The organism is Brevundimonas sp. GW821-FHT10E09, from assembly GCF_058809375.1.
Genome location: NZ_JBXASO010000010.1, coordinates 94047 through 118451, shown reverse-complemented (window position 1 = coordinate 118451; position 24405 = coordinate 94047). Strand labels below are relative to the sequence as shown.

Annotated in this window: 24 protein-coding genes; 8 read left to right on the top strand and 16 right to left on the bottom strand. The window is 67.6% G+C overall.

Annotated features, from left to right (window positions below; translation table 11 throughout):
- Positions 1-157 precede the first annotated feature (157 nt).
- Positions 158-2953 (bottom strand): TonB-dependent receptor, encoded by a 2796-nt coding sequence (locus AC1RSI_RS11085; RefSeq protein ID WP_035309971.1) that lies wholly within the window; start codon positions 2951-2953, stop codon positions 158-160.
- Between the two features lie 239 nt (positions 2954-3192).
- On the opposite strand from AC1RSI_RS11085, the gene AC1RSI_RS11080 reads away from it, so the two are divergent.
- Positions 3193-4296 carry a phytase gene (locus AC1RSI_RS11080; protein WP_035309969.1) on the top strand — a complete coding sequence of 368 codons (1104 nt, stop codon included), beginning with the start codon at positions 3193-3195 and terminating at the stop codon, positions 4294-4296.
- 18 nt (positions 4297-4314) lie between these two features.
- Here the strand turns inward: AC1RSI_RS11080 and AC1RSI_RS11075 are convergent, their stop codons facing one another.
- From AC1RSI_RS11075 to chvI, 5 genes are all read right to left on the bottom strand, one after another.
- A complete protein-coding gene (locus AC1RSI_RS11075) occupies positions 4315-4587 on the bottom strand; it encodes an HPr family phosphocarrier protein (RefSeq protein WP_008262858.1) in 273 nt (90 codons plus the stop codon).
- Complete coding sequence (locus tag AC1RSI_RS11070; RefSeq protein WP_008262883.1) at positions 4584-4988, bottom strand: PTS sugar transporter subunit IIA; 405 nt, start codon at positions 4986-4988, stop codon at positions 4584-4586. Before AC1RSI_RS11070 ends, AC1RSI_RS11075 begins: the two co-directional genes overlap by 4 nt.
- 119 nt (positions 4989-5107) lie before the next feature.
- Positions 5108-5536: an HPr kinase/phosphorylase gene (locus tag AC1RSI_RS11065; RefSeq protein ID WP_008258830.1), complete on the bottom strand. Its 429-nt coding sequence runs from the start codon at positions 5534-5536 to the stop codon at positions 5108-5110.
- On the bottom strand, positions 5533-7173 hold the full coding sequence (chvG, locus tag AC1RSI_RS11060; protein ID WP_035309965.1) for a two-component sensor histidine kinase ChvG: 1641 nt from the start codon (positions 7171-7173) through the stop codon (positions 5533-5535). The genes AC1RSI_RS11065 and chvG overlap by 4 nt, the downstream gene beginning before the upstream one ends.
- Positions 7142-7846: a two-component response regulator ChvI gene (gene chvI, locus AC1RSI_RS11055; protein ID WP_008261186.1), complete on the bottom strand. Its 705-nt coding sequence runs from the start codon at positions 7844-7846 to the stop codon at positions 7142-7144. Before chvI ends, chvG begins: the two co-directional genes overlap by 32 nt.
- Before the next feature lie 200 nt (positions 7847-8046).
- Between chvI and AC1RSI_RS11050 the strand changes: the two genes are divergently transcribed.
- Positions 8047-9765, top strand: a complete 1719-nt coding sequence (locus AC1RSI_RS11050; RefSeq protein WP_008261656.1) for a hypothetical protein — start codon at positions 8047-8049, stop codon at positions 9763-9765.
- Between the two features lie 3 nt (positions 9766-9768).
- On the opposite strand, the gene AC1RSI_RS11045 is transcribed toward AC1RSI_RS11050, so the two are convergent.
- The 3 genes from AC1RSI_RS11045 to ahcY all read right to left on the bottom strand — a co-directional run bounded on the left by AC1RSI_RS11045 (position 9769) and on the right by ahcY (position 12999).
- On the bottom strand, positions 9769-10131 hold the full coding sequence (locus AC1RSI_RS11045) for a TFIIB-type zinc ribbon-containing protein (RefSeq protein WP_040349855.1): 363 nt from the start codon (positions 10129-10131) through the stop codon (positions 9769-9771).
- Positions 10132-10365: 234 nt separating this feature from the next.
- Entirely contained in the window at positions 10366-11574 is a 1209-nt protein-coding gene (locus tag AC1RSI_RS11040) for a BaiN/RdsA family NAD(P)/FAD-dependent oxidoreductase (protein WP_492322599.1), read from the bottom strand.
- A 33-nt stretch (positions 11575-11607) separates the two neighbouring features.
- Positions 11608-12999 carry an adenosylhomocysteinase gene (ahcY, locus tag AC1RSI_RS11035; protein WP_035310511.1) on the bottom strand — a complete coding sequence of 464 codons (1392 nt, stop codon included), beginning with the start codon at positions 12997-12999 and terminating at the stop codon, positions 11608-11610.
- Positions 13000-13145: 146 nt separating this feature from the next.
- Between ahcY and AC1RSI_RS11030 the strand changes: the two genes are divergently transcribed.
- On the top strand, positions 13146-13547 hold the full coding sequence (locus tag AC1RSI_RS11030) for a Tat pathway signal sequence domain protein (protein WP_008259905.1): 402 nt from the start codon (positions 13146-13148) through the stop codon (positions 13545-13547).
- A gap of 17 nt (positions 13548-13564) precedes the next feature.
- On the opposite strand, the gene AC1RSI_RS11025 is transcribed toward AC1RSI_RS11030, so the two are convergent.
- On the bottom strand, positions 13565-14332 hold the full coding sequence (locus tag AC1RSI_RS11025; RefSeq protein WP_008263111.1) for a DUF6065 family protein: 768 nt from the start codon (positions 14330-14332) through the stop codon (positions 13565-13567).
- Between the two features lie 38 nt (positions 14333-14370).
- Between AC1RSI_RS11025 and AC1RSI_RS11020 the strand changes: the two genes are divergently transcribed.
- Positions 14371-14898, top strand: coding sequence for a prolyl-tRNA synthetase associated domain-containing protein (locus AC1RSI_RS11020; protein WP_052005147.1), 528 nt, complete (start codon positions 14371-14373; stop codon positions 14896-14898).
- A gap of 131 nt (positions 14899-15029) precedes the next feature.
- Entirely contained in the window at positions 15030-15377 is a 348-nt protein-coding gene (locus AC1RSI_RS11015) for a PilZ domain-containing protein (protein ID WP_052005148.1), read from the top strand.
- A gap of 6 nt (positions 15378-15383) precedes the next feature.
- Here the strand turns inward: AC1RSI_RS11015 and AC1RSI_RS11010 are convergent, their stop codons facing one another.
- Together AC1RSI_RS11010 and AC1RSI_RS11005 are read right to left on the bottom strand one after the other, a co-directional pair.
- Positions 15384-16247, bottom strand: coding sequence for an HAD family hydrolase (locus AC1RSI_RS11010; protein ID WP_035310513.1), 864 nt, complete (start codon positions 16245-16247; stop codon positions 15384-15386).
- Positions 16248-16288: 41 nt separating this feature from the next.
- A complete protein-coding gene (locus AC1RSI_RS11005) occupies positions 16289-16828 on the bottom strand; it encodes an S-type pyocin family protein (protein ID WP_492322598.1) in 540 nt (179 codons plus the stop codon).
- Positions 16829-16943: 115 nt separating this feature from the next.
- On the opposite strand from AC1RSI_RS11005, the gene coaBC reads away from it, so the two are divergent.
- On the top strand, positions 16944-18173 hold the full coding sequence (gene coaBC, locus AC1RSI_RS11000) for a bifunctional phosphopantothenoylcysteine decarboxylase/phosphopantothenate--cysteine ligase CoaBC (protein ID WP_035308059.1): 1230 nt from the start codon (positions 16944-16946) through the stop codon (positions 18171-18173).
- Positions 18170-18628, top strand: coding sequence for a dUTP diphosphatase (gene dut / locus AC1RSI_RS10995; RefSeq protein ID WP_291754112.1), 459 nt, complete (start codon positions 18170-18172; stop codon positions 18626-18628). The genes coaBC and dut overlap by 4 nt, the downstream gene beginning before the upstream one ends.
- A gap of 10 nt (positions 18629-18638) precedes the next feature.
- On the opposite strand, the gene AC1RSI_RS10990 is transcribed toward dut, so the two are convergent.
- Positions 18639-19574, bottom strand: coding sequence for a DMT family transporter (locus AC1RSI_RS10990; RefSeq protein ID WP_008263122.1), 936 nt, complete (start codon positions 19572-19574; stop codon positions 18639-18641).
- 152 nt (positions 19575-19726) lie between these two features.
- On the opposite strand from AC1RSI_RS10990, the gene AC1RSI_RS10985 reads away from it, so the two are divergent.
- A complete protein-coding gene (locus AC1RSI_RS10985; RefSeq protein ID WP_154726353.1) occupies positions 19727-20095 on the top strand; it encodes a hypothetical protein in 369 nt (122 codons plus the stop codon).
- 158 nt (positions 20096-20253) lie between these two features.
- Here the strand turns inward: AC1RSI_RS10985 and dapB are convergent, their stop codons facing one another.
- From dapB to dnaK, 3 genes are all read right to left on the bottom strand, one after another.
- Complete coding sequence (dapB, locus tag AC1RSI_RS10980; protein ID WP_008261299.1) at positions 20254-21003, bottom strand: 4-hydroxy-tetrahydrodipicolinate reductase; 750 nt, start codon at positions 21001-21003, stop codon at positions 20254-20256.
- A complete protein-coding gene (dnaJ, locus tag AC1RSI_RS10975; RefSeq protein ID WP_154726352.1) occupies positions 21000-22202 on the bottom strand; it encodes a molecular chaperone DnaJ in 1203 nt (400 codons plus the stop codon). Before dnaJ ends, dapB begins: the two co-directional genes overlap by 4 nt.
- Before the next feature lie 173 nt (positions 22203-22375).
- Positions 22376-24277, bottom strand: a complete 1902-nt coding sequence (gene dnaK, locus AC1RSI_RS10970; protein WP_035308051.1) for a molecular chaperone DnaK — start codon at positions 24275-24277, stop codon at positions 22376-22378.
- Positions 24278-24405: the final 128 nt, after the last annotated feature.

Genomic DNA, 24405 nt, shown 5'->3' with positions numbered 1-24405 from the left:
TCTGCAAGGGGCGAACCAGCGGAGCGGGGGTGGTCTCCGATACCCAGACCTCATGACGAGGCCCGTCGTCAAGCCGCCCGGAAGCGCGGCGCGCATCGCCCATGAAAAAGGGCCGGACGTCGCCGTCCGGCCCTTTCTGCGTCTAGGTTTCGGGGTCCTAGAGCTTGAAGCGGACGCCGACGAAGATGTTGTAGCCGAACTTCTCGTACTCGTAGGTGCGCTCGCGCGAGCCATAGTAGCGAACACCGGCCGAGTCGGTCAGGTTCTTGGCCTCGCCGAACAATTCGACCCCGTTGCCGAAGTCATAGCTGGTGGTGAAGTCCAGCTGTTCGCGGCCCTCGACATAGAGGTCCAGATCGGCGTCGTCGGCGTTGATCTCGTCCAGATAATCGCCGCGCTTGGTGTAGGACAGACGGGCGCTGAACCCGGCCATTTCGTAGAAGAGGGCCGCATTGTAGTTGCTGTCCGACTGGCCGGGCAGGGAGAAGGTGTCGCGCCCTGCATACAGTCGATCGGTTTTGATCTCGGCGTCCGTCCAGGTGTAGTTGGCGAAGACGCCGAAGCCGGACAGAAGACCAGGCAGGAAGTCGAACTTCTGCTGCAGGTTCAGCTCAAGACCGGCCAGGTGACCGTCCGGCGCATTGACCGGAGTCTCGAAGTCCGCCTCGCCGTCGGCGCCGAAGGGCTCGGTGTACTTCAGAACATAGCGGTAGTCCGTCAGGTCCTTGTAGAAGGCGTTGGCCGAGACGACCCCCAGGCTGTTGAAATAGTATTCGAGACCGGCGTCGATGTTGTTCGACAGGGTCGGCTGGAGATCGGGGTTGCCGATTTCGTAGGAAATGTTCGACCCGTCGGTTTCCTCGATGCGGCGGGGAACGATCTGATCGAACTCCGGCCGTGAGATGGACCGCGTCAGGGCGAAGCGACCGATCAGATTGTCGGAGAAGCTATGGCGCACGGTCAAGTTCGGGAAGAACTCCGTGTCGTCGCGGCTGACGGAGGTCGGGCTGACGGCGCCATCGACCACCTTGGCGGCGTCGCCGTCGAACTTGGTGTTCTCGACCCGGACGCCGACGATGACATTGGTGGCGCCAAGGTCGAACCGCGCCTGGGCGTAGCCGGCGAGGATGTCTTCCCGAGCCGTGTAGTCCGCAGTGATGGAGTCAGGCTCGCGGATCGGAGACGCGGCGCGCGCGCTGGCGAAATAGGCGTCGGCCAGGTCAGCGTCGAACTTGAAGCCGAGGTCATAGTCGTAGTTGCGCGATTCACGGTCGCTCAGCACCGACGCCAGCGTGCCCGGGCTCGCCGAAGAGGCGCGGTTGCGGTAGCGCTGCTCGTCCGCATTGATCTCGCGGCTGTTGAACTTGGCACCGAACTTCCACGTCACGTCGCGACCGGCGAACTGGCTGGGCAGCTCGAAGTTGGTCTTGAAGGCGACGTCTTCCTGCGAGGTGGTGTTTTCGCGGAAGGTGTTTTCGCGGAAAGTGAACTTGGTCGGGTCACGGTAGAAGCCGGTCGGATCGCTGAACACCGAATAGCTCGGCATATAGTGATCCGCGGTGTTGTAGCTCAGCGTTGTCGCGCTGGAGCGATACAGCAGTTCATTGCGGTTCGGGTAGCTCTGTTCGCTCTTCGCCCAAGACAGGCTGGCGTCCCAGACGCCGCCGTTGCCGAATGTCTTTTCGCCGCCGGCCACCAGGGTGGTGATATCGTTCTTTTGGGTGCGGTGACGGATTTGGCGGGTGATACGCGCCCCGGTGTAGGTCGCGGTGGTGTCGGTGGCCCCGGGTTGCAGCTTACCGTCCGAATAGATGAGGCCCAGGGTGTTGCGGTATTCGTCGTCTTCGAACTGGGCGAACGATCCGCGCAGATAGGCGCGGAAGTCGTCGGTCGGGCGCCATTCGAGGGCGCCGGTCACGGCCTGGCGGGTGCGCTTGGTCTCGTAGTCCTTGAACAGGCTCTCTTCGAGCACGAAGATCTCGGCGCCGTTCTGCTCTTCCTTGACCCAGGCGTTCTCGACATTGTCAGGGCGGCGGTTGGTTTCGGAATAGCTGACCGACAGCAGGGCGCCGAAGGTCTCATTGGCGAAGACGTTGGACGCCGTGGCGGCGGCGCGGGTGTCGGAACCGCCGTAGTCGTTATAGCTGCCGCCGGCGTAGCCGCTGACGGCCAGGCGGCGCTTGTCGAAGGGCGAACGGGTCTTGATGTTGACGGCGCCGGCGATGGAATCGGCTTCCTGGCTGGGCAGGAGCGTCTTTGAGACCTCGACATTGGCGACGATGTCGCTGGGCAGGGTGTCCAGATCGACGGCGCGGGTGCCCGGATCGACAGCGGGAACCTGGACCCCGTCCACCGAGACGGCGGTGAAGGCCGAGGGCGCGCCGCGGACGTTGATGTAGCGGCCTTCGCCCTGGTCGCGCTGGATGGCGATGCCTTGCACGCGCTGCAGGGATTCGGCGACGTTGGGGTCGGGATAGCGGCCGATGGCGTCGGCGGACAGGACATTGACCGTGCCGTCGGCGTTCTTCTGCTGGTTCAGCGACCGCGCCACACCGTCGGTGATGACGCCGGTGACGATGACGTCGCTGACGGTCGCGGCCTCGCCTGCGCCCAGCATGATCGACACTTCGGTTCCGCCCTGGACCACGCTGACGGTCTGGGTCGCCGAGGGCTGGCCGATATAGCGGACGTCCAGCACGGCCGTGCCGGTCGGCAGGACGAGATCGAACTCGCCCTGGGTGTTGGTCACGGCGCGTTGTCCGGTGGCTCGCACGATCACCTCGGCGCCCGGAAGCGCGTCCCCGGCGGCGTTGGTGACCCGGCCGTGAACGACTTCGCCTGCGACGGCGACCGAGGCGGCCAGGGCGGAGGCTTCATAGGCGTGGGCCGGCAGGGCGGCGGTCACAGCGGCGAGCGACGCGAGCGAAGCGCCCGCGAGGAGATGGAATTTCATGACGAGGTCCCCAATGTCGGGTTTGCTCCCGACGAATACAGCCGCGCTTACCCCCAGGCGGCAAAAAGATCGCGACGTTTTGGCGACGCTTGCCGCTCGTTTCCTTGTCAGTGAGATTGCGAATGATCCGACAACGGCCGAAATCATGCGATTTCGTCGTGCAAACGTCACAATATGTCCATTGACGCGCCGCGGAGCCTTGCCGATCAGGACGCAGCAGATTCTGTCGGGGGCCAGTCATGACGTTCAAGCCAGCCAAGATTCTAGCGGGCGTCTCGCTCGCGGCCCTGATGCTGACCGCCTGCGCGACCCGCGAGGTCGATTTCCAGGGCGAGGGCGAAGGCTTCGTCGGGCCGGGCGCGCCGGTCCAGGCCGTGCTGGAAACCCCCTCGGTCGGCACGGCCGGCCAGGACGCGGCGGACGATCCCGCCGTCTGGGCCTCGGCTGCGCCGGTCATGGTGATGGGCCAGGCCACTCAGGGCTTCGTGGCCGGGACGGACAAGAAGTCGGGCCTCTACATCTACGGTTTCGACGGCCGGATCCTGCAGTTCCTGCCGGAAGGCCTGCTGAACAATGTCGACCTGATCGAGGGATTGAACATCGACGGCCGGCCGCAGCTGGTGCTGGGCGCCAGCGACCGCACGCCGGGCAAGACGGGAATCTCGCTGTATCTGTTCGATCCGGCCGGGACCGGCCAGAACGCCGTCCGCCCCTGGGGCGCCATCGCCACCGACGTGATCGAACCCTACGGCTTCTGTTTCGCGCGACGCGGTGCTGAGATCCACGCGGTCCTGGTGGGGCATGAGGGCGAACTGCGACAGTTCGTGCTGAGCGTCGATGCGGCCGGTCAGCCGGTCTCGCGCGAGGTGCGTCGCGCCGAGATCGGAACCATTTCCGAAGGCTGCGCCGCCGACGAGGCCACGAACGCCCTCTATATCAACGAGGAGAATGTCGGCCTGTGGCGCTATGGCCTCGACCCGGCGTCGGGCGCGGCGCGGACCCTGGTCCAGCCCATCGCCAAGGACGTCCTGGTCGCCGACGCCGAGGGGCTGACCACGCTGACGGATGGCGACAAACGCTATCTGATCGCGTCCAGCCAGGGCGATTCGACCTTCCCGGTCTGGCGCATCGACGGCGCCGCCCCGCAGTACAAGGGCCGGTTCAAGATCGTGGACGGCGTGGTGGACGGCGTCACCGGCACGGACGGCCTGGCCGCCGCCAGCGGCGCGGTCGGTCCCTTCCCCGAAGGTCTGGTCGTCATCCAGGACGACGTGAACGACGTGGGCACCCAGAACTTCAAATATGTGGACTGGCGCGACATCCGCCGCGCCCTGGGCCTGTAATCCGGGGGCGGAAGCCCCCTACTGATCCTCGTCGAACTTGCGCGCGACGAGGTCCGTCAGGGCCTCGATCGCCTCTTCGGCGTCTGCGCCCTCAGCCGAGACTTCGATGCTGCAGCCGATGCCGGCGCCCAGCATCAGCAGGCCCATGATCGAACGGGCGTCCACCGAGACGCCGTCGCGGGTCACATGGATCTCGCTGTCGAAGCTGGAGGCCAGTTTGACGAACTTGGCCGAGGCGCGGGCGTGCAGGCCGCGCGTATTGCAGATGTCGAGAGTCGTCTTCACGCTCATTTTTCGCCCGCGAGCACCCAGGACGCCACCGAGATGTATTTGCGCCCGGCGTCCTGGGCGTGGGCCACGCAGGCCTCCAGGGTCTCGCGCCCGCGCACGCTGGCCAGCTTGATCAGCATGGGCAGGTTCAGGCCGGCGATGACCTCGGCGTGGGTCTGTTCCATCACCGATATCGCCAGGTTGGACGGGGTGCCGCCGAACATGTCGGTTAACAGGATCACCCCGTCGCCGTCGTTCACGGCGGCGGCGGCGTCGACGATGTCGCGACGGCGCCGCTCCATGTCGTCATCCGGCCCGATGCATATGGCCGCGACGCCGCGCTGCGGCCCGACCACATGCTCCATCGCCGAAAGAAACTCCGAGGCCAGTCCCCCATGGGTGACGATAACCAGGCCAATCATGAGAACTTCACTCGCATCCCGCCCTGAACCGTCCCCGGACCTCCCCGCGCCCGCCAGGGAGGCCGGACGCATCCGTTTTGGACCGCAAGGGGCGTGTCATAGACCCGTTATGCGCGGGTTCAAAGCGTCTGAAGCGCGACTGCGACCATCTCGACGGCCGAGGCGGGGCGGGGGTCCAGCGCCAGCAGGGGCAGGTCGATCCCGCAGAAGCGCCGCGTCTGCGGCTCCGGAAGCCGTTCGACCGCTTCGGGAACACAGGCGACGGCCAGGACGACTCTGGCGACCAGCCGTGTCCTGACGGACACGATTCCGACCCCGCGCGCCTCGATCCGACCGGCGATGGCGGCCGGGGCGGTCGCATGAAGCGCGCCGCCGGACGCCCAGACCCGGGTATAGTCGTCGCTGACCAGTCGCCAGCCCCGCCCGATCAGCCGCAGGGCCAGATCGCTCTTGCCGGCGCCCGACGGACCCAGGATCATCACCGCCGTCCAGGCCCCGTCCCGGCGGACGGCGACCGTGGTGGCGTGAACGGGCGACGGGTCGGTCATGAGCGACGACCGGGCGACGCGGCGGACGGCAGGCCGATCTCGAACCGGGCGCCGATCACCTGGCCGTCTGCGCCGATCCGGTTGTCGGCCGTGACGCGGCCGCCATGCGCCTCGACGATCTGGCGGACGATGGACAGGCCCAGGCCCGAGTTGGAGCCGAAGGCCGCCCCCTTGGGCCGCGAGGTGTAGAAGCGCTCGAACACGGTCTCCAGGTTTTCGGGCGGGATCCCGGGCCCCTGATCCTCGACGCGGATGCGGATGGGCAGGTCGCCCTCGACCTCTTCCAGCACGACCCGAACCTCGCCGCCGGCGGGGCTGAAGGAGCGGGCGTTGTCGATCAGGTTGCGGAACACCTGTCCCAGGGGACCGTCGCGGCCGGCGACCCGGAGGCTCTGGGGCGGAGGCTCGAACCGGACGGGAATATCGTCCGGCCGGGCGGTGGTCTCATAGACGCCGACGATATCGGCCAGCAAACGGTTCAGTTCGATGGCGCGAGGCCGGTCGCGCGACAGTTCGGCGTCCAGACGCGAGGCGTTGGAGATGTCGGTGATCAGCCGGTCCAGGCGGCGCACGTCCTGTTGCAGCAGACTGGTCAGCTTCTCCCTCTGGGCGTCGGTCTTGACCAGGGGCAGGGTCTCCAGCGCCGAACGGATCGAGGTCAGGGGGTTCTTGATCTCGTGCGACACGTCGGCGGCGAACCGTTCGATGGCGTCCATCCGGGTGGACAGGGTGTCGGTCATCGACTCCAGCGACCGGGCCAGGTCGCCGATCTCGTCCTTGCGCTCCTCCAGGTCGGGCAGGGAGATGGCGCGGGCGCGCTGAAGCCGGACCTGGTCCGCCGCCGCCGCCAGCCTCAAGACCGGCCGCGCCACGAACAGATGCAGCAAGAGGGAGGCCAGCAGGTTCACGGCCAGGGCCACCAGGGCGAAAGGCACCAGGGCGCGTCTCTGATCGTCCAGGATCTCATCGACATTGCCGGCTTCCAGGGTCAGGACGCCCAGCACCTGGCGGACATGCCGGATGGGGATCGAGACGGAGACGACGCGGTCGCCGGATTCGTTGCGCCGGACGGTCGTTTGCGGCTCTCCGGCCAGGGCGCGCTCAACCTCGGCGGCGACCTCGGCCTCGACGGCCTTCTTGTGTTCGGCGTCGCGAAGGGTCTTCTGGGCGATCTCCCCGGAGGGGGGCGTGCCGGCGGGACGCGCAGGCGGGAGGACCTGGCCAGGGATGTTCTCGGTCACCTCGTAGCTGTCGATGACCGGCAGGCCGTTGATGTCGTAGAGTCGAACCCGCTGGCCGTTCGGGACGAAATTGTCACGCAGCCATTTCGCCGCCTCGCCCACGTCCAGCTCCGGGGTTGGCACGCCCCGGCTGATGCCCAGTTCGCCCAGGACATTGCCCAGCAGTTCGGCCTGGACGGTCAGCGATTCCTGACGCGCCTGGATCAGCCCCTGACGCCATTCGTTCAGAACGAGCGCCCCGCCGAACAGGATCAGCAGGCTGAGAAGGTTGAGCGCCAGGATGAAGCCGCCCAGCCGCGAGCCGCCGAAGCGGAACCTCGGCCGGCGGACAGGCTCCTCGTCGGGCTCGCGCCCGACGGGAAGATCAGCTTTCGCGGTAGCGGTAGCCGACGCCATACAGGGTCTCGATCGCGTCGAACTCATTGTCCACGGCGCGGAATTTCTTGCGCATCCGCTTCACGTGGCTGTCGATGGTGCGGTCGTCGACATAGACCTGATCGTCGTAGGCGGCGTCCATCAGGTTGTCGCGGCTCTTCACGAAGCCGGGGCGCTGGGCCAGGGCCTGGAGCAGCAGGAATTCGGTGACGGTCAGCTTCACCGGCTTGCCGTCCCAGGTGGATTCGTGACGGGCCGGGTCCATGCTCAGCTTGCCGCGCTTGATCGCCTTGCCGGAAACCTCGGCCGAGGGTTCGGGGTCGACGCCGTCGGCGCCGGTGCGGCGCAGCAGGGCCTTGACCCGCTCGATCAGCAGCCGCTGGCTGAAGGGTTTGTGGATATAGTCGTCGGCGCCGAGGTTGAAGCCGAGGATTTCGTCGATCTCCTCGTCCTTGGACGTCAGCATGATGACGGGAATCTGCGAGGTCTGACGCAGGCGGCGCAGCACCTCCATCCCGTCCATGCGCGGCATCTTCACGTCGAGGATGACGAGGTCGGGCGGCGCGCTTTCCAGCGCGGCGAGACCCGAGGCTCCGTCGTGGTAGGCCGTGATCTTGTGGCCATGGCTTTCCAGCGCCAGCGAGACGGACGCCACGATGTTCTCGTCGTCATCGACCAGGGTGATGTTGGCCAAGGTTGTCTTCTCCTGAACTTCCCGTTCCCGCGAACGAGAACGCACGGCAAGCGTAACCGTTCGATCACGGTCACATTAGGGCTAAGGCAAATGGGCCGCCAACCCGGATGTTTCAACGATAGCCGGGTTCGTTTCCAACGGCGCGATGAAAATTCGTCGTGAAAACCCCCCTTTAAAGCCTTGGGCCTCAATGATCCCGGATGGCCGGTCCGATCCACTACGAAGTCTATGTCCGAAAGACCGCTCCGGCGGGCTGGACCCTGTTGATCGCCACCGAGGACCGCAAACACGCCCTGGAAACGGCCGAGGACCAGCTGCGCGACCGGCTGGCCGCCGCCGCCCGCGTCACCAAGGAGACGCTGGATCCGGACACGATGGAGTTCAACAGCCTCAACATCCTGACGATCGGCGCGCCCGAAGAGAAGAAGAAGCCCAAGAGTGTCGAGGCCGCTCGCCCGGCGTGCAGCGCCCCGGCCGAACTCTATACGCCCCACGCCCGCGCCCTGATCGGCCGTGTTCTGGAGGACTGGCTGAAGCGCCAGGGGGCGACGGCGTTCGAACTCCTGCACCGGCCAGACCTGGCCGAGCGACTCGACGCCTCCGGCGTGGAGCTTCAGCACGCCGTCCAGAAGGTCGCCGTGCCGGAGAGCCAGGCCAGCGGCCAGGACCTGCACAGCGTCGTGCGCCACTACCAGCGGCTGTCGGAAGATGCGGTCGCACGGTTGCTGAAGGCGGGCCGCTCGGGCCTGTTTCCGTCCCTGGAAAAACGGTCGATCGCCGAGCTGGCGCAGGGGTTGAGCGGATCGGCGGACCGCGCCTTCGTCATGGGCGGCGTCGTCGCCCAGGCCCTGGCCGACCGCAAGGGGGCGCGGGACCGGCTGGACGGCCTGATGGACATGATCGACGCCGCGCCGCCGGCCGGGCCGGCGCGCGGGCTCGTCGTGGGCGCCGTCGAACAGATCGCGGCGGAAATGCTGGCGGTGCGCGCGAACCTGGCGGAAATCCTGGGCCCGTCTCTGGACCACGGCGCCAGCCTGGCCGCAGTGGTGCGCATGGTGGCCCCCCGAGAGGTCGAACGGCTGATCGGTCTGGATTCCCGCATGGCCCTGATGACGCCGGCGGTCGAAGGTCCCGCCGCGCGACTGGGCGCGCGTCTGGCGGGGGGCGAGCTCCCGCAGCTGTCGGCGTCCCTGGCGCGGATGGTGACGCGCGAACTGGCCAGCCCGCGGCGGCTGCGGCCCAACGACCCGGTGGGGGAGATCGACATCCTGCGCACCCTCGCCATGGCCCTGACGGCGGCGGCGGGCCGGCTTCTGACCCTGGAAGAGGTGCAGAACGCCTTCGTCGACCGATCCAAGAGTCTGGTCACGCCCGATTTCGTCGGCGCCTATGTCCGCCAATGTCCGACCGCCCTGTCCGAGGCCGAACTGCTGACGCGGCTGTGCGAGAACGTCACCGGAGGGGCCAACAAGCGGGCGGCGGCGCGCTGGCTCAGCGCCTGCGTGGCCTCCGTCCGGCTGGAAAGCGAGATGCGCCAGTCGGCGCCGGGCGGCCCCAGCGTGTCGCAGAAGCTGCTGGTCCTGGCGCGACTGCAGCGGTCGGTGCGGGCCGTACAGCTGGGCGAACTGGATGAAAGACAGATTTCGACGGCCATCGGCGCCCTGGGCGGAACCCTGGAGGCGGACGCCGGACTGCTGGCCCAGATCGGCCGGGCCCAGGCCACGCCGGTTCAGAAGCTGACGGCCCTGATGAAGATGACCAATGGCGAGACCGCGCCTCTGGGGCCTGCTGCGGATCGCGCCCGCGCCGAAGCGGTCAAGATGCTGCGGATCCCCGAAGTCCGCCAGGCGGCGGACGCCGATACCGAGGCGTCTGCGGCGCTGCAGAGCCTGATGCAGGCGGCCCGGCTGAAGGTCTGAGCCTCAGTCGAAGATGTCGAAGATGCTGTCGCGCTTCTTCTTCTTGTAGCGATAGTCGTCGTCCCGATGGCGATCATCGCCGCGCCGGTCGTCCCTGTAGCCCCGGTCGTCGGCATAGGGACGCCCTCCGCCCCAGGGTTGGGACTGGGGCTGAGAATGGGGCTGGGGCTGGGACGGGGACTGGGACGGGGGCGCGGCGGGCGTCGCAGAGGCGCGACCGTCCTCGGCCGCCGAAGCCATCAGCTTCTCCAGTTCGCCGCGGTCCAGCCAGACGCCCCGGCAGGCGGGGCACATGTCGAACTGCACGCCGTCCCGATCCAGCGTCTGCATGGCGGAATTGTCGTTCGGGCACATCAGAAGAGGCATCGGGGCTCCAGATCAGTCAGGAATCGGGTCGGTTCGGGCGTCGGCGCGACCGGCCGGGAGGGGGACAGACCTGTCGCGCCGACGCATCCGTGCGGTCCGACATCGCGTCGATACGATGCGGCGAAGGGATACGCCGGATCGCGAAGACGCCAGAGGGGCCCGTTCCGCAGGATCCAAGCTAGGCGCCCGGCCGGCTCGCCGCCATGCGTCGTGGCGCCACAGGCCGTTCCCCGCTCAGCAGACCTGACCGGCGGCCCAGCCGGAGGACCAGGCCCACTGGAAATTATAGCCGCCCAGCCAACCGGTGACATCGACCGCCTCGCCGATGAAATAGAGGCCGGAAACCGCCTTGGCGGCCAGGGTCTGCTGGTCCAGGGCGGCGGTGTCGATCCCGCCGAGGGTCACTTCTGCGGTGCGATAGCCTTCGGACCCGACCGGCTTTACGCTCCAGGCGTTGACCGCCTGGTCCAGCCGCCGCAGCGCCGCGTCGGACAGATCAGCCAGATTGCCCGCCGCGCCCTCCCGCTCGCACAGGCTTTCCGCCAGTCGCCGCGGCACGATATGGCCCAGGGCCGTGTGCACGGCCTGGCGGCCGTTGGCGGCCTTGGCGGTCTTCAGCTCGTCGAAGACATTGCGTCCCGGCGCCATGGCCGCGACGATGGCCTCGCCTTCGCGCCAGTAGGAGCTGATCTGCAGGATGGCCGGGCCGCTGAGGCCGCGATGGGTGAACAGCATGGCCTCGCTGAAACTGGCCTTGCGCGCCTTGGCCCCTTCGGGCGCCGAGGCCACAGTGGCGTCCACCGCCACGCCCGCCAGCGGGATCAGGGTTTCGAGCAGGCCGGCCTCGAACGTCAGGGGGACCAGGGCCGGTCGGGTTTCGGTGACGCGAATGTCGAACTGGCGCGCGACCTCGTAGGCCCAGCCTGTGGCGCCCATCTTGGGGATGGATTTACCGCCCGTCGCCACGACCAGGGCGGTCGCCGTGACCAGGGTTCCGTCGGACAGGACGACGCGCCAGCCGTCGCCGGACCGGTCCAGGCGGTCCACGCCCGTCTTCATCTTCAGGGTCACGCCCGCCGCCGCCATGTCGTCGGTCAACATGCGGACGATCTGTTTGGCGCTGTCGTCGCAGAACAGCTGGCCCAGCGTCTTCTCGTGCCAGGCGATGCCGGCCCGGTCCACGCGCTTGACGAAGTCGTGCTGGGTGTAGCGACGCAGGGCCGAGGTGGCGAACCGGGGGTTCTCACCCAGGAAATTCGCCGGGCCGCAGCCCAGATTGGTGAAGTTGCACCGACCGCCGCCGGAGATGCGGATCTTTTCGCCGGGGTTGGCGGCGTGATCGACCACCAGCACCCGACGTCCGCGACGTCCGGCCTCGATCGCGGCCGTCATCCCGGCCGCGCCGGCCCCGACGACGAGGACGTCATAAGACGCCCTCGTCACTTGGAACCTCGCGGTTCCGGCCTCGGGGAGAGCTTAGTAACGGTAGTGGTCCGCCTTGAACGGGCCTTCGACCGGCACGTTGATATAGTCGGCCTGGTCCTGGGTCAGGACGGTCAGCTTGGCGCCCAGCTTGGCCAGGTGCAGCAGGGCGACCTTTTCATCCAGGTGCTTGGGCAGGGTGTAGACCTGGTTCTGATAGGACTTGGCGTTGGTCCACAGCTCGATCTGGGCCAGGGTCTGGTTGGTGAAGGAGGCCGACATCACGAAGGACGGGTGGCCCGTGGCGTTGCCCAGGTTCACCAGACGGCCTTCCGACAGCAGGATGATCTTCTTGCCGTCCGGGAATTCGATGTGGTGGACCTGAGGCTTGATCTCGTCCCACTTGAAGTTCTTCAGGCCGGCGACCTGAATCTCCGAGTCGAAGTGGCCGATGTTGCAGACGATGGCGTTGTTCTTCATCTGCCGCATGTGTTCGACCGTGATGACGTCCTTGTTGCCGGTCGTCGTCACATAGATGTCGGCCCGGCCGGCGCTGTCGTCCAGGGTCTGGACCTCATAGCCTTCCATCGCGGCCTGAAGCGCGCAGATCGGGTCGATCTCGGTCACGATCACACGGGCGCCGCCCTGGCGCAGCGAAGCGGCCGAGCCCTTGCCCACGTCGCCGTAGCCGCAGACCACGGCGACCTTGCCCGACAGCATGACGTCGGTGCCGCGACGGATGGCGTCGACCAGGGATTCACGGCAGCCGTACAGGTTGTCGAACTTGGATTTGGTGACGCTGTCGTTGACGTTGATGGCGGGGAAGGGCAGCTCGCCCTTTTCGGCCATCTGATACAGGCGGTGAACGCCCGTGGTCGTCTCTTCCGACACGCCGCCGATGGCGTCGCGGATGGCCGAGTAGAAGCCGGGCTTCTTGGCGATGTAGCGTTTCATCACCTTGAAGAGGGCTTCTTCCTCTTCGTTCTGGGGATTGGCCAGGACCGAGATGTCCTTCTCGGCCTTGGGGCCGAGCACGCACAGCAGGGTCGCGTCGCCGCCGTCGTCGAGGATCAGGTTCGGATAGCCGCCGTCAGCCCATTCGAAGATCTTGTGCGCGTAGTCCCAGTATTCCTCCAGGGTCTCGCCCTTGGTGGCGAACACCGGCGTGCCCGAGGCGGCGATGGCGGCGGCGGCGTGGTCCTGGGTCGAGAAGATGTTGCACGAGGCCCAGCGGACTTCGGCGCCCAGGGCTTCCAGCGTCTGGATCAGAACGGCCGTCTGGATGGTCATGTGCAGGCTGCCGGCGATCCGGGCGCCCTTCAGCGGCTGGCTGGCGCCGAACTCTTCGCGCAGGGCCATCAGGCCCGGCATTTCCGTTTCGGCGATCGCGATTTCCTTCTTGCCCCAATCGGCCAGAGAAATGTCGCGGATGATGTAGTCGGTCATGGGGGCTCCTGGCCGCAGGGGATTTTCCAGCCCTCATAGCCTGTGGAGCATGAAGGAGCAATAAACACATAAGGATATCCTTATATGCACTATGACCGATGTCGGGCTCAGCAGTTTCTTAAGCCATCCCCGTTAGGCAGGGCGGAATGGAACGCCGCGCCCTTCTCGGTCTCGCCCTCGTCGCGACGGCCGCCGCCTCGACCCCCGCCCGCGCCTCATCGAGCGGCGGCGCCGCTCCGTCGGCCGACACCTATTTCCGCCTGCCGGTGGTCACGGGCTCGATCCCGCGTCCCGGCGGCCGGCGCGGCGTCCTGTCGGTCGAAGTCGGCGTGGATGTGCCCGACGCGGCCCTGCGCACCCGGGCCCAGCAGTCGGCGCCGCGTCTGCGCGCCGCCTACAACACCGCCGTCCAGCGATTCGCCACCGGCCTGCGTCCGGGCGCCGCGCCGAACATCGACCAGCTGGCCGCAGATCTGCAGGCCGCCACCAACGCCACCCTGGGCCGCGCCGGGGCCCGGGTCCTGCTCGGCACGGTGATGGCGCTCTAGGCCGCGGCTGACCGGCCTCAGCCGACGCGCGGCGACTTCAGGCGGCGCTTGTTCGAATGGGTCGGCGGCGCCGCGCCCAGATCCTCGGGCACCTCGCCCTTGAAATAGTAGCGCTGCCAGGCCTCCTTGGCCGCGTCGGGGTCGCCGCCGGCCAGACGCTGGTTGAAGTCGGTGCGGGCGCGGTTCCAGGCCTCGAACTGGCCCTTCATGACCGGATTGGATTCCAGCGTCCGGATCACCGGCTGGAACTGTTCCACCTTCTTGTGCTCGATCAGATTGATGAAGCAGAAGGGCTCGCCCTTCTCGAACTTCACCCGGCCCGGCCGCGTGAAGATCCAGTTCATGGTGAAGGGGAAGGGCAGCCAGTCGGTCTCGATCAGGCCGACCAGGGGCTGGATCCCGTCCTTCAGGTGATTGGGCGACCCCGAACACATCATCCCCCAGCCCGGCGGCGTGCGGAACAGGTATTGCGGATGCATGGTCAGGACCCCGCGCGAGAAGTGCGAGGTGACGAAATGGTCCAGGTCGTGCTGGGGCCGGTCGGGGGTGATGACGATGTCTTCCTGGCGCGGCCCGCCGTTCCACTCGGCCGTGAAACCGAACGGGCACAGGATCTCCCACCCCGTGGTGTTGGCCATGTTCAGCGGCAGGCAGCGATAGGGGTGGCGGCTGATGAAGGCGTCCATCCAATTGCGCGACTGGCGGCCGGGCACCAGGTCCGGCGGCCGGGCCGTCATCGGATAGCATTCCAGTTCCAGCGGGCGCGTCTGCACGGTATCGACCATGGAACCGTTCCTAACGCCGCAAACGCGACTGCTCAACCATGACCCCAGACCTTGCGCCTGAACCCGCTTTCGACCGCGAGACCCTGACCGCCTGGCTGGCCGAACACGGCGTGGCCCACACGACCCACGACCACCCGGCCGTCTTCCGCGTCGAGGAAGGCCTGGACCTCAAGGCCGACCTGCCCGGCGCCCACACCAAGAACCTGTTTCTCAAGGATCACAAAGGCCGGCTCTGGCTGATCTCGGCCCGCCAGGACACGGTCATCGACCTGAAGCGCGCCGCGGCCGCGATGGGGGCGGGCCGGCTGTCGTTCGGCAATGAGGCCCTGATGTGGGAGACGCTGGGCGTCCGCCCGGGTTCGGTCACGGCCCTGGGTCTGATCAACGACGTCGAGCGCCGCGTGACCTTCGTCCTGGACCGGCGGCTGTGGGACGCCGACATCGTCAACTTCCACCCCCTGACCAATACGGCGACCACGTCTCTGGAACAGGCGGCCTTCCGCCGGGTGCTGGCGGTCTGGGAGCGAGAGCCGATCGTGGTGGATTTCGGCGCCCTGGCGGGTTGAAGCCCGGTTCCGGGGCGGAGCGTGCGTCGAAAGGCGGGAACCGACGTTCGATGACCCGTCTCTCTTCCTGACCGGCTCGAAGTCCGCTACCGGCACAGAGGATCGCACGGCGATACTGTGCGTCCTGAGGCATGCGTATGTTTGGACCCAAGCCCGTTTCTCAACCGGACCGACGCGGCGAACCCCGTCGGGCGGTCAATGCGCGGGGCGTCGTCTGTGCGCCGGGTGTGGAGACGGCCTGCGTGATCGTCGATCTGTCGGACGGCGGCCTGAAGCTCAGGCTCGACCGGGGCGCGGCCCTGCCGCCCGAAGTGGTGGTGGTGGATATTGCGGAGGCGGTGGCCTATCCGGCGACGGTGGTCTGGCAGAAGGGGCAGGAGGCGGGGCTGAGGCAGACCGGCGCCAAGTCCCTGCGCGGCCTGGCCCCCGCGCGGCTGATCGGGGCCCGCGACGCCTGGATCAGGGCCGGCGGGCGCTGAGGATCGCTACAGACCCGCCGGCATGGAGCCGGCGTTGATGGCGATGCGGCCGACCAGGCCCTTGACGATCAGGTCCAGGGCCGAACCCTCGCTATAGTCGGCGGCGGCGACGAAATTGACCCGGTCTTCCGAGATCAGCGAATAGACCTTCTTCTGGTCCTTCTCGTTCGAGCGGGGGTCATAGACGGCGATTGAGAAGCCGCCCTTGGTGTGCATCATCTTCATGGTCGGCACGTCGGTGTCGCCGTCGCCGATGAAGATCATCCGCTCGAACGGCACCGGCCGCTGGTCGTCGGGGATGAAGTGGTTGATCCGCTCGTGCTCCCAGTGGTTCTTCACCCCCTTGTTGATGCGGAACAGATACTGGGTCTTGGTGGTGTAGTTGACGCCGACCGCGGGCCAGGCCGCCTCGCCCTTGTCGTCATAGACATAGTGGGAGGCGAAGACATGGGTCAGGGCGGGGCGGATCGGCGTGCCGTCGATCATCTCCTCCAGGCCGGCCGAGACGATATAGTGTTCGATCTCAAGCCCGTAGCGCGCGCCGAAGGCGTTCATCCGGTCGAACCAACTGAGGTCCTTCAGACCTTCGAACAGGGCCACCGCCTCGCCGTGCCGGCGCAGGGTCTCGCGCGTCACCGGCGAACCGTTCTGGCGCGCATGATGCAGCATCAGCTGCATGTACATCAGGATGCCGTCGCCGTCGGCCTCCTTGGTCAGGCGCTCGGCCTCTTCCCAGAAGGCGCCGATCCCCATGCCCACGGACGGGATGAAGCTGACCTCCTGCATGTTGCCGCGCGCCAGGGTGCCGTCGAAATCATAGATCAGGGCGGTCTTCAGCAAGGGCTTGTCGCCGGAAGGGGCGTCGGACATCGGGCGGACTCCAGAGCGTCGGTCGGACCCCGCCCTCTATATCAGCCCGCCGTCGGCGTCGATTGTCGCCTCTGGCCGAAGCGGGGCGCCGCCGTCTTCTGCTCGGCCCAGTAGTCGGCGCCCGTGGTCGGCTTGAACATGGTGCGCGGCGTGCCGTCGCGCGCCACCACGGCGAAGGTGTTGGTCGAGGCCTGATAGATCAGGGTGTCGCCGTTCGGCCGTTTCACCGTCTCGGCGTCGCGCGGGGGCTTGGCCGTAAAGGCGGTGACCTTGTCCAGATAGTCCTCGGCCGATCCCGCGCCGAAGTCGGCGCCGTTGCGCTGGTACAGGCGGGCGATCTTGTCATCCACCGTCTCGCGACGGCTGGCCGTCAGCACCGGCTTGGGCTGGGCGGCGGCGGGGGCGGGGGCGTCGTCGCCGCCCGTCCCGGTCGCCGCCAGGGCCAGCGGCGTCGCCTCGGCCGTTCGGTCGCGCGTCTGCACCGCCGAGGCGTTGTCGCACCCCGCCAGCGCCATCACCGCCAAACCGACCATCATCAGCCCCAGTCCTGTGGCCGCACCCTGTCGCTTGTCAGACGTCATCCTCGCCTCCCCCTTCGGACACCCGCTTGCCGCGAGGTAAGCACAACCTTCATGTTCCTGCAATGTTCTTTTCGGCCGTCTCGACGGCGTCGCCTTGGGCGGCTAGACGAAGGCCATGGACAGCCGCCCTCTCGCAAATCGCAAAATCCTGCTGATCGTCGGCGGCGGCATAGCGGCCTACAAGGCGCTGGAGCTGGTGCGGCTGATCGCAAAGGCGGGGGGCCAGACGCGGGTGATCCTGACCGAATCCGGCGCCGAGTTCGTGACGCCCCTGTCGCTGGCGGCGCTGAGCGGCCATCCGGTGCGATCGGGCCTGTTCCATCCGGACGACGAGACCAGCATGGGCCATATCGAGCTGTCGCGCTGGGCCGATCTGGTGGTCGTGGCGCCGGCGACGGCGGGGCTGATCGCCAAGGCGGCCAACGGGATCGCCGACGACCTGGCTTCGACCACATTGGTCGCCACGGACAAGCGGGTGCTGCTGGCCCCGGCGATGAATGTGCGGATGTGGGAGCATCCGGCGGTCCAGGCCAATATGGAGCGGCTGAAGGCCTTCCCCGGCTTCCACGGCGTGGCCGTGGTGGGGCCGGACGACGGCGAGATGGCCTGCGGCGAATACGGACCCGGCCGGATGGCCGAGCCGGCGGCGATCCTGGACGCGATCCAGGGCCTGCTGGCGGGCGCGGCCGGGCGGCCCCTTGCGGGTCGCAAGGCGGTGGTCACGGCCGGGCCGACCTTCGAGCCGATCGATCCGGTGCGGGGTCTGACCAACCGCTCCAGCGGCAAACAGGGCTACGCCATCGCCGCCGCCCTGGTCGAACTGGGGGCGGAGGTGACCCTGGTGTCGGGCCCGACCGCCCTGGGCGCCCCTGTCGGGGTGACGCGGATCGACGCGGAGAGCGCGCTGGAGATGCAGGCGGCGACGCAAAACGCCCTGCCCGCCGACATCGCCGTGCTGTCGGCCGCCGTGGCCGACTGGCGCGTGGACACCATCGCCGGGGGCAAGATCAAGAAGGGGCCGGGCGGCCCGCCGACCCTGGCCCTGATCGAGAACCCCGACATCCTGGCCGGGATCGCCGCGCCGGGTCCGAACCGGCCGGCCCTGGTGATCGGCTTCGCGGCCGAGACCACGGACCTGGAGGCCAACGCCCGCGCCAAGCTGTCGCGCAAGGGCTGTGACTGGATCATCGGCAACGACGTGTCCGACGACGTCTTCGGCTCGGACGGCAACGCCGTGCTGCTGGTCACCGCCGACAGGACCGAAACCTGGCCGCGCCAGTCCAAATCCGCCATCGCCCGGGCGGTCGCCGCCCGTATCGCCGACCATTTCAAGAGCGTCCAATGACCCAGCCCGTCGCCGTCCAGATCCTGCGCCTGCCCCATGCCGAGGGCCTGCCCCTGCCGGCCTATGAGACGGCGGGATCGGCCGGGATGGACCTGCGCGCCGCCGTGCCCGAGGACCAGCCGATGACCCTGGCGCCCGGCCAGCGCGCCCTGGTGCCCACAGGACTGAAGATCGCCCTGCCGCTGGGGTTCGAGGCCCAGGTGCGGGCGCGCTCGGGCCTGGCGTTGAAACACGGCGTCATCTGCCCCAATGCGCCGGGCACGATCGACAGCGACTATCGCGGCGAGTGCGGCGTGATCCTGGCCAATATCGGCGCGGAGCCCTTCGTAATTCGCCGCGGGGAGCGGATCGCCCAGCTGGTGATCGCCAAGCATGAGCGTGCGGACTGGGTCGAGGTCGAGACGCTGGACGAGACCGTACGCGGGGCCGGCGGGTTCGGCTCGACGGGGCGGTAGAAAGACGCGCCTAAACCGGCGGCGCGGTCGTCTGGATCAGGGCGGCCTTGCGGCGGACGTGTTCGCGCCAGGCGGTGTAGAGGCCGCTGGCGGCGATCAGGGCGCCGCCGGCCAGGGTGTTGGCGGTGGGCGTGGCGTGCATCAGCCACCAGCCGAAGATTACAGCGCCGACGATCTGGAGATAGTCGAAGGGCGCGACCACGGCGACCGGGGCCTTTTGCAGCGAGGCGGTCATGAACAATTGGGCCAGGCCGCCGGCGACGCCTGAGCTGATCAGCAGGGCGAAGGTCAGGGGCGAGTGCCAATGACCGACGAAGGGCAGCAGGATCGCCCCCACCCCGGATGAACCGACGAAGAACCAGAAGACGATGGCGGCGACATGCTCGGTGTCGCGCAACTGGCGAAGGGTGATGGTGACGCTGGCCGTCAGCAGGGCCGCCATCAGGCCGAAACCTATGCCCTCGAGCGGCATGGCGTGACCGCCCCCCGAGACGAACGAAAGGGGACGCATGACGATGACGACGCCGATGAAGCCCACCGCCACGGCGGCCCAGCGGCGCGGCCCCACCGCCTCCTTCAGGATGAAGAAGGACAGGATGGTGGCGAAGATGGGGGCGGTGAAGCTGAGGGTGGTGGCGTCGGCCAGGGGCAGCAGGGTCAGGGTCTGGAAGAGGCACAGGATGGAGACGACGCCCAGGGCGCTGCGTCCCGCATGGGCCCACGGCCGGCGCGTGGTCAGACCGGCGAGGCCGCCCGGCTGGGTCAGCACCCAGGCCAGGACCACGGGCAGGCCGAAGAAGGCGCGGTAGAACAGCATCTCGGGGGCGACCACGCCGTCCAGAGAGGCCAGTTTCAGCACCGCCGACATGACGGAAAAGGCGCCTGCCGCCGCGATCCTGAGCGCGATGCCGCGGGCGATGTCCTCGCCGCCGATCCGTCCCGTCATGACGTCCTTTCGATGTTGCGGCGCACTCATAGGCCCGCGTCGCCTTCACGCCCACCCCCGAGGGAGCCTTTCCGCGCGAGCGGCGTTAACCGTGTCGAACCGGCCAAGCTTGACCGGCGCCTTATTGTTTTTGACCTTTCAGGAGAGACGACGTGGAAAATCTGATCGATCAGATCGGCGATTTCCTGAGTGGAATCGCGGGTCTGGCCAGCACCGGCTTCGACGGCGTCAACCAGGTGATGGGGCTGATCATCGCCATCATCGCCGCCCTGCTGATGGTGGACTGGCGGTCGCTGGCCTCGACCGCCCTGGGCGCGACCCTGGTGCATCTGATCGTGCTGGCGGTCCTGCCGGTGCTGAACGGCGGCGAATTCGTCCTGCCGGCGCTTCTGACCGTCGGCTTCTGGATGACGGCCCTGGCCCTGTTCCTGGGCTACGCCATCGTCATCGCCATCTTTTTCTTCATCAAGACCCTGCTGACCGGGACCGCGTTCCGTGGGCGGCGCAGGGTGGTGCACTGATTTTGGCGGGCCTGCCGCGCTTCGCGCGACTTGAGGGCCGACCTTCCCACCCGTCACCCTCGGGACAAGTCCGAGGGTGACGGATTGGAAATTGGAATCGCGCTCAAGCCGTGAGCGACCGCGTCGCGAGCGTAGCGCGGCGCGAAGCGCCCTAGACGTCAGGCTTGGCGAAAGCCAAGCACGTCCTGCATGTCGTACAGGCCGGGTCCGCGGGTGCGGACCCAGGCGGCGGCGGCGACGGCGCCCTTGGCGAACAGGGACCGGTCGATGGCCGAGTGGCTGAGGGTCAGGACCTCGTCTTCCGAGGCGAACAGGACCGTATGTTCGCCGATGATGCCGCCGGCGCGGATCGAGGAGAAGCCGATCTTGCCGCTCTCGCGCTCGCCCTGGACCCCGTCATAGGGTTTGGAGCGGATCTCGGCCAGGTCGGTGAACCGGCCCTCGGCCGCGGCCTCGCCCAGCATCAGGGCGGTGCCGGACGGGGAATCCACCTTGCGGCGGTGATGGGCCTCGGTGATCTCGATGTCCCAGTCCTGGGCGTCCAGCCGCTGGGCCGCGTGCTGGACCAGGCCGATCAGGATGTTCACGCCCAGGGAGAAGTTGCCGCTCTTGACGATGGCGATCTTCTCGGCGGCCTTCATCAGTTCGGCCTCCTGCTCCGGCGTGAAGCCGGTGGAGCCGATGACCAGGCTGGGGCCGCCGCGCTCGGCCGCACTCTGCGCCAGGGCGACCGAGGCGTCCGGAGTCGAAAAATCGATGATCACGTCGCACAGGGAGATGTCGGCGGTTTCGCCCCAGTCGAACCGGGCGGCGACGACCACGTCCTCGCGTGCATCGAGAACCTGGGACACCGCGCGACCCATCCGGCCGCGATAGCCGGAAATGCCGGCGTGGAAGATTGCGCTCAAACCACGTTTTCTTTCGACCCGTCCGCATCCTGATTGCCCAGGATGTCAGCCCAGAAACGCTTCGCCTTGCCCGCGAAGCTGGAGTTGCGGGGGTTCTGCCCCTCTCCGAACGACAGGGCAAGCTCTTGCAGCAGTTCCTTCTGACGGGCGGTCAGGTCGGTGGGGGTCTCGACGAACAGTTCGACCACCAGGTCGCCGCGGGCGCGACCGTTCAGATGGGGCATGCCCTTGCCCTTGATCCGGACGGTCTTGCCGGTCTGGGCCCCGGCCGGCACGGCGACGGCGGCCTTGCACTTGCCGTCGCAGGCGTCGGACACCAGGCAGGGGGCGTCGATCTCGCCGCCCAGGGCCGCAACGGTCATGGGAACCGGCACCGTGACCAGCAGGTCCAGGTTGTCGCGCTCGAACAGGTCGTGCGGCGTCACCGACAGGAAGACGTACAGGTCGCCGCGCGGGCCGCCGCGCTGACCGGCGTCGCCCTCGCCCGACAGGCGGATGCGCGAGCCGTCGTCGACGCCGGCGGGGATCTTCAGGTTCAGGGTGCGGGTCTTGCGCACCTGGCCGTGGCCGTGACAGGTCGTGCAGGGGTCGGCGATCATCTGGCCGGCGCCGTGGCAGCGGGGGCAGGTCCGCTCGACCTGGAAGAAGCCGTTGGCCTGGCGCACCCGGCCGGCGCCGTTGCAGGTGGTGCAGGTGACGGGCTTGGTGCCGGGCTTGGCCCCCGAGCCTTCGCAGGTCTCGCAGGTCAGGGTGGCGGGGATGTCGATCTCGACCTCGGCGCCCTTGTAGGCCTGTTCCAGGCTGATCTCGAGATCATAGCGCAGGTCCGAGCCGCGACGCGGTCCGCCCTGCTGGCCCCGGCCCGCCTGGCGACCGCCGAAGGCGTCCCCGAAGGCGTCGCCGAAGACCTGGGAGAAGATGTCGTTGATGTCGGAGAAGCCCTGCTGGCCCTGGCCGAAGCCGCCGCCCCCGCCGCCGTTCACGCCGGCGTGGCCGAACCGGTCGTAGGCCGCACGCTTCTGATCGTCCGACAGGACCGTATAGGCCTCGGAAATTTCCTTGAACTGGGCCATCGACTCTTCCGAGCCGCTGTTGCGATCCGGGTGATGGATCATGGCCAGCTTGCGATAGGCCGATTTCAGACCGGGTGCGTCGATTGTCCGTTCGACGCCCAAAACCTCATAATAGTCACGCGCCATAGGGCGTTGGTCCTCATACTTCCCCTGCGGCTCCGTCACGCCTCTGCGGGCGTCAGCGAAGCTGTGGTGTCCCGGCTGACATGGGGGCCGGAACGACTGATGCAAGTTTCATGAAAAGGCCCCGCCTATCGCAAGACAAGCGGGGCCTTATCATTTCGCCGACCTGTTGCCGATCAGGCGCTCTTCTTCTCGTCCGTGTCCGAGACGTCCTCGAACTCGGCGTCGACCACGCCGTCGTCGGCCGGGGCCGCATCGCCCTCGCCGGCGCCCTGCTGCTGGGCGTACATGGCCTCGCCCAGCTTCATCGAGGCCTGGACCAGGCTGTTGGTCTTGGTGCGGATGTCCTCGGCGTCCGTGCCTTCACGGGCGGTCTTCAACTCGGCCAGACCGGTCTCGATCGCCGTCTTGACGTCGGCCTCGACCTTGTCGCCGTGTTCGGCCAGAGCCTTCTCGGTCGAGTTGATCAGGCTGTCGGCGGCGTTCTGGGCCTCGACCAGATCCTTGCGGACCTTGTCGGCGGCGGCGTTGGCCTCGGCTTCCTTGACCATCTTGTCGATGTCGGCGTCCGACAGGCCGCCGTTCGCCTGGATGCGGATCGACTGTTCCTTGTTGGTCGCCTTGTCCTTGGCCGAGACGTTGACGATGCCGTTGGCGTCGATGTCGAAGGCGACCTCGATCTGCGGCATGCCGCGCGGCGCCGGCGGGATGCCCATCAGGTCGAACTGACCCAGCATCTTGTTGTCCGACGCCATCGGACGCTCGCCCTGGAAGACCCGGATCGTCACGGCCGACTGGTTGTCGTCGGCGGTCGAGAAGGTCTGGCTCTTCTTGGTCGGGATGGTCGTGTTGCGCTCGATCAGGGGCGTGAAGACGCCGCCCAGGGTCTCGATGCCCAGGGTCAGGGGCGTCACGTCCAGCAGCAGCACGTCCTTGACGTCGCCTTGCAGCACGCCGGCCTGAACGGCGGCGCCCAGGGCCACGACTTCGTCAGGGTTGACGCCCTTGTGCGGCTCCTTGCCGAAGAAGGCCTTCACGGCCTCCTGCACCTTGGGCATGCGGGTCATGCCGCCGACCAGGACGACTTCGTCGATGTCCGAGGCCTTCAGGCCGGCGTCGGCCAGGGCCTTCTTGCACGGCTCGATCGTGCGGGCGACCAGGTCGTCGACCAGGGCTTCCAGCTTGGCGCGCGACAGTTTGATGTTCAGGTGCAGCGGGCCCGAGGCGTTCATGGTGATGAACGGCAGATTGACCTCGTACTGGGTCGTGGAGCTGAGCTCCTTCTTGGCCTTTTCGGCTTCTTCGCGCAGGCGCTGCAGGGCCAGCTTGTCCTGGCGCAGGTCGACGCCCTGTTCCTTCTTGAACTCGTCGGCCAGATAGTCGGCCAGGCGCACGTCGAAGTCCTCGCCGCCCAGGAAGGTGTCGCCGTTGGTCGACTTCACCTCGAAGACGCCGTCGCCGATCTCCAGGATCGAGACGTCGAAGGTGCCGCCGCCCAGGTCATAGACGGCGATCTTCTGGCCGTCGTTCTTTTCCAGGCCATAGGCGAGGGCGGCCGCGGTCGGCTCGTTGATGATGCGCAGGACTTCCAGCCCGGCGATCTTGCCGGCGTCCTTGGTGGCCTGACGCTGGCTGTCGTTGAAATAGGCCGGGACGGTGATGACGGCCTGCGTCACCTTCTCGCCCAGATAGGCCTCGGCGGCCTCCTTCATCTTGATGAGGGTGAAGGCCGAGATCTGTTGGGGCGAATAATCCTTGCCGTGGGCGCGGACCCAGGCGTCGCCGTTCGGGCCCTTGACGATCTCATAGGGCACCATGCCCTTGTCCTTCGCCACGACGGGATCGTCGAAGTTGCGGCCGATCAGGCGCTTGATGGCGAAGAAGGTGTTGGCGGGGTTGGTGACGGCCTGACGCTTGGCGGGCTGACCCACCAGGGTCTCGCCGCCGTCCTGAAGGGCGACCACCGACGGGGTGGTGCGGGCGCCTTCGGCGTTTTCGATGACCTTGGGGTTCTTGCCGTCCATGACGGCCACGCACGAGTTGGTGGTGCCGAGGTCGATGCCGATGATCTTGGCCATGGGCGTTCTATTTCTCTCCGTATCGGCGGGCGATGCGGCGGCCTTCGACGAAGCGCCGCGCGTGACCGCCCCCTGTGGGTTGGCGTGGTTGGTGTCGGATAGCCCCAAACTTCGCGGGGTTTCTCCGA

Excerpts from the sequence above, each read along its gene's own strand:
- AC1RSI_RS11005 (WP_492322598.1), bottom strand. The coding sequence starts at position 16,828 with ATGACGTCTGACAAGCGACAGGGTGCGGCCACAGGACTGGGGCTGATG.
- chvG (WP_035309965.1), bottom strand. The coding sequence starts at position 7,173 with ATGGCGTCGGCTACCGCTACCGCGAAAGCTGATCTTCCCGTCGGGCGC.
- AC1RSI_RS11010 (WP_035310513.1), bottom strand. The coding sequence starts at position 16,247 with ATGTCCGACGCCCCTTCCGGCGACAAGCCCTTGCTGAAGACCGCCCTG.
- AC1RSI_RS10990 (WP_008263122.1), bottom strand. The coding sequence starts at position 19,574 with ATGACGGGACGGATCGGCGGCGAGGACATCGCCCGCGGCATCGCGCTC.
- AC1RSI_RS11075 (WP_008262858.1), bottom strand. The coding sequence starts at position 4,587 with ATGAGCGTGAAGACGACTCTCGACATCTGCAATACGCGCGGCCTGCAC.
- AC1RSI_RS11080 (WP_035309969.1), top strand. The coding sequence starts at position 3,193 with ATGACGTTCAAGCCAGCCAAGATTCTAGCGGGCGTCTCGCTCGCGGCC.
- AC1RSI_RS11070 (WP_008262883.1), bottom strand. The coding sequence starts at position 4,988 with ATGATTGGCCTGGTTATCGTCACCCATGGGGGACTGGCCTCGGAGTTT.
- AC1RSI_RS11025 (WP_008263111.1), bottom strand. The coding sequence starts at position 14,332 with ATGGTCGATACCGTGCAGACGCGCCCGCTGGAACTGGAATGCTATCCG.
- AC1RSI_RS11050 (WP_008261656.1), top strand. The coding sequence starts at position 8,047 with ATGGCCGGTCCGATCCACTACGAAGTCTATGTCCGAAAGACCGCTCCG.
- AC1RSI_RS11015 (WP_052005148.1), top strand. The coding sequence starts at position 15,030 with ATGCGTATGTTTGGACCCAAGCCCGTTTCTCAACCGGACCGACGCGGC.
- coaBC (WP_035308059.1), top strand. The coding sequence starts at position 16,944 with ATGGACAGCCGCCCTCTCGCAAATCGCAAAATCCTGCTGATCGTCGGC.
- dnaK (WP_035308051.1), bottom strand. The coding sequence starts at position 24,277 with ATGGCCAAGATCATCGGCATCGACCTCGGCACCACCAACTCGTGCGTG.
- AC1RSI_RS11030 (WP_008259905.1), top strand. The coding sequence starts at position 13,146 with ATGGAACGCCGCGCCCTTCTCGGTCTCGCCCTCGTCGCGACGGCCGCC.
- AC1RSI_RS11085 (WP_035309971.1), bottom strand. The coding sequence starts at position 2,953 with ATGAAATTCCATCTCCTCGCGGGCGCTTCGCTCGCGTCGCTCGCCGCT.
- dnaJ (WP_154726352.1), bottom strand. The coding sequence starts at position 22,202 with ATGGCGCGTGACTATTATGAGGTTTTGGGCGTCGAACGGACAATCGAC.
- AC1RSI_RS11020 (WP_052005147.1), top strand. The coding sequence starts at position 14,371 with ATGACCCCAGACCTTGCGCCTGAACCCGCTTTCGACCGCGAGACCCTG.
- ahcY (WP_035310511.1), bottom strand. The coding sequence starts at position 12,999 with ATGACCGACTACATCATCCGCGACATTTCTCTGGCCGATTGGGGCAAG.
- dut (WP_291754112.1), top strand. The coding sequence starts at position 18,170 with ATGACCCAGCCCGTCGCCGTCCAGATCCTGCGCCTGCCCCATGCCGAG.
- AC1RSI_RS11065 (WP_008258830.1), bottom strand. The coding sequence starts at position 5,536 with ATGACCGACCCGTCGCCCGTTCACGCCACCACGGTCGCCGTCCGCCGG.
- AC1RSI_RS11045 (WP_040349855.1), bottom strand. The coding sequence starts at position 10,131 with ATGCCTCTTCTGATGTGCCCGAACGACAATTCCGCCATGCAGACGCTG.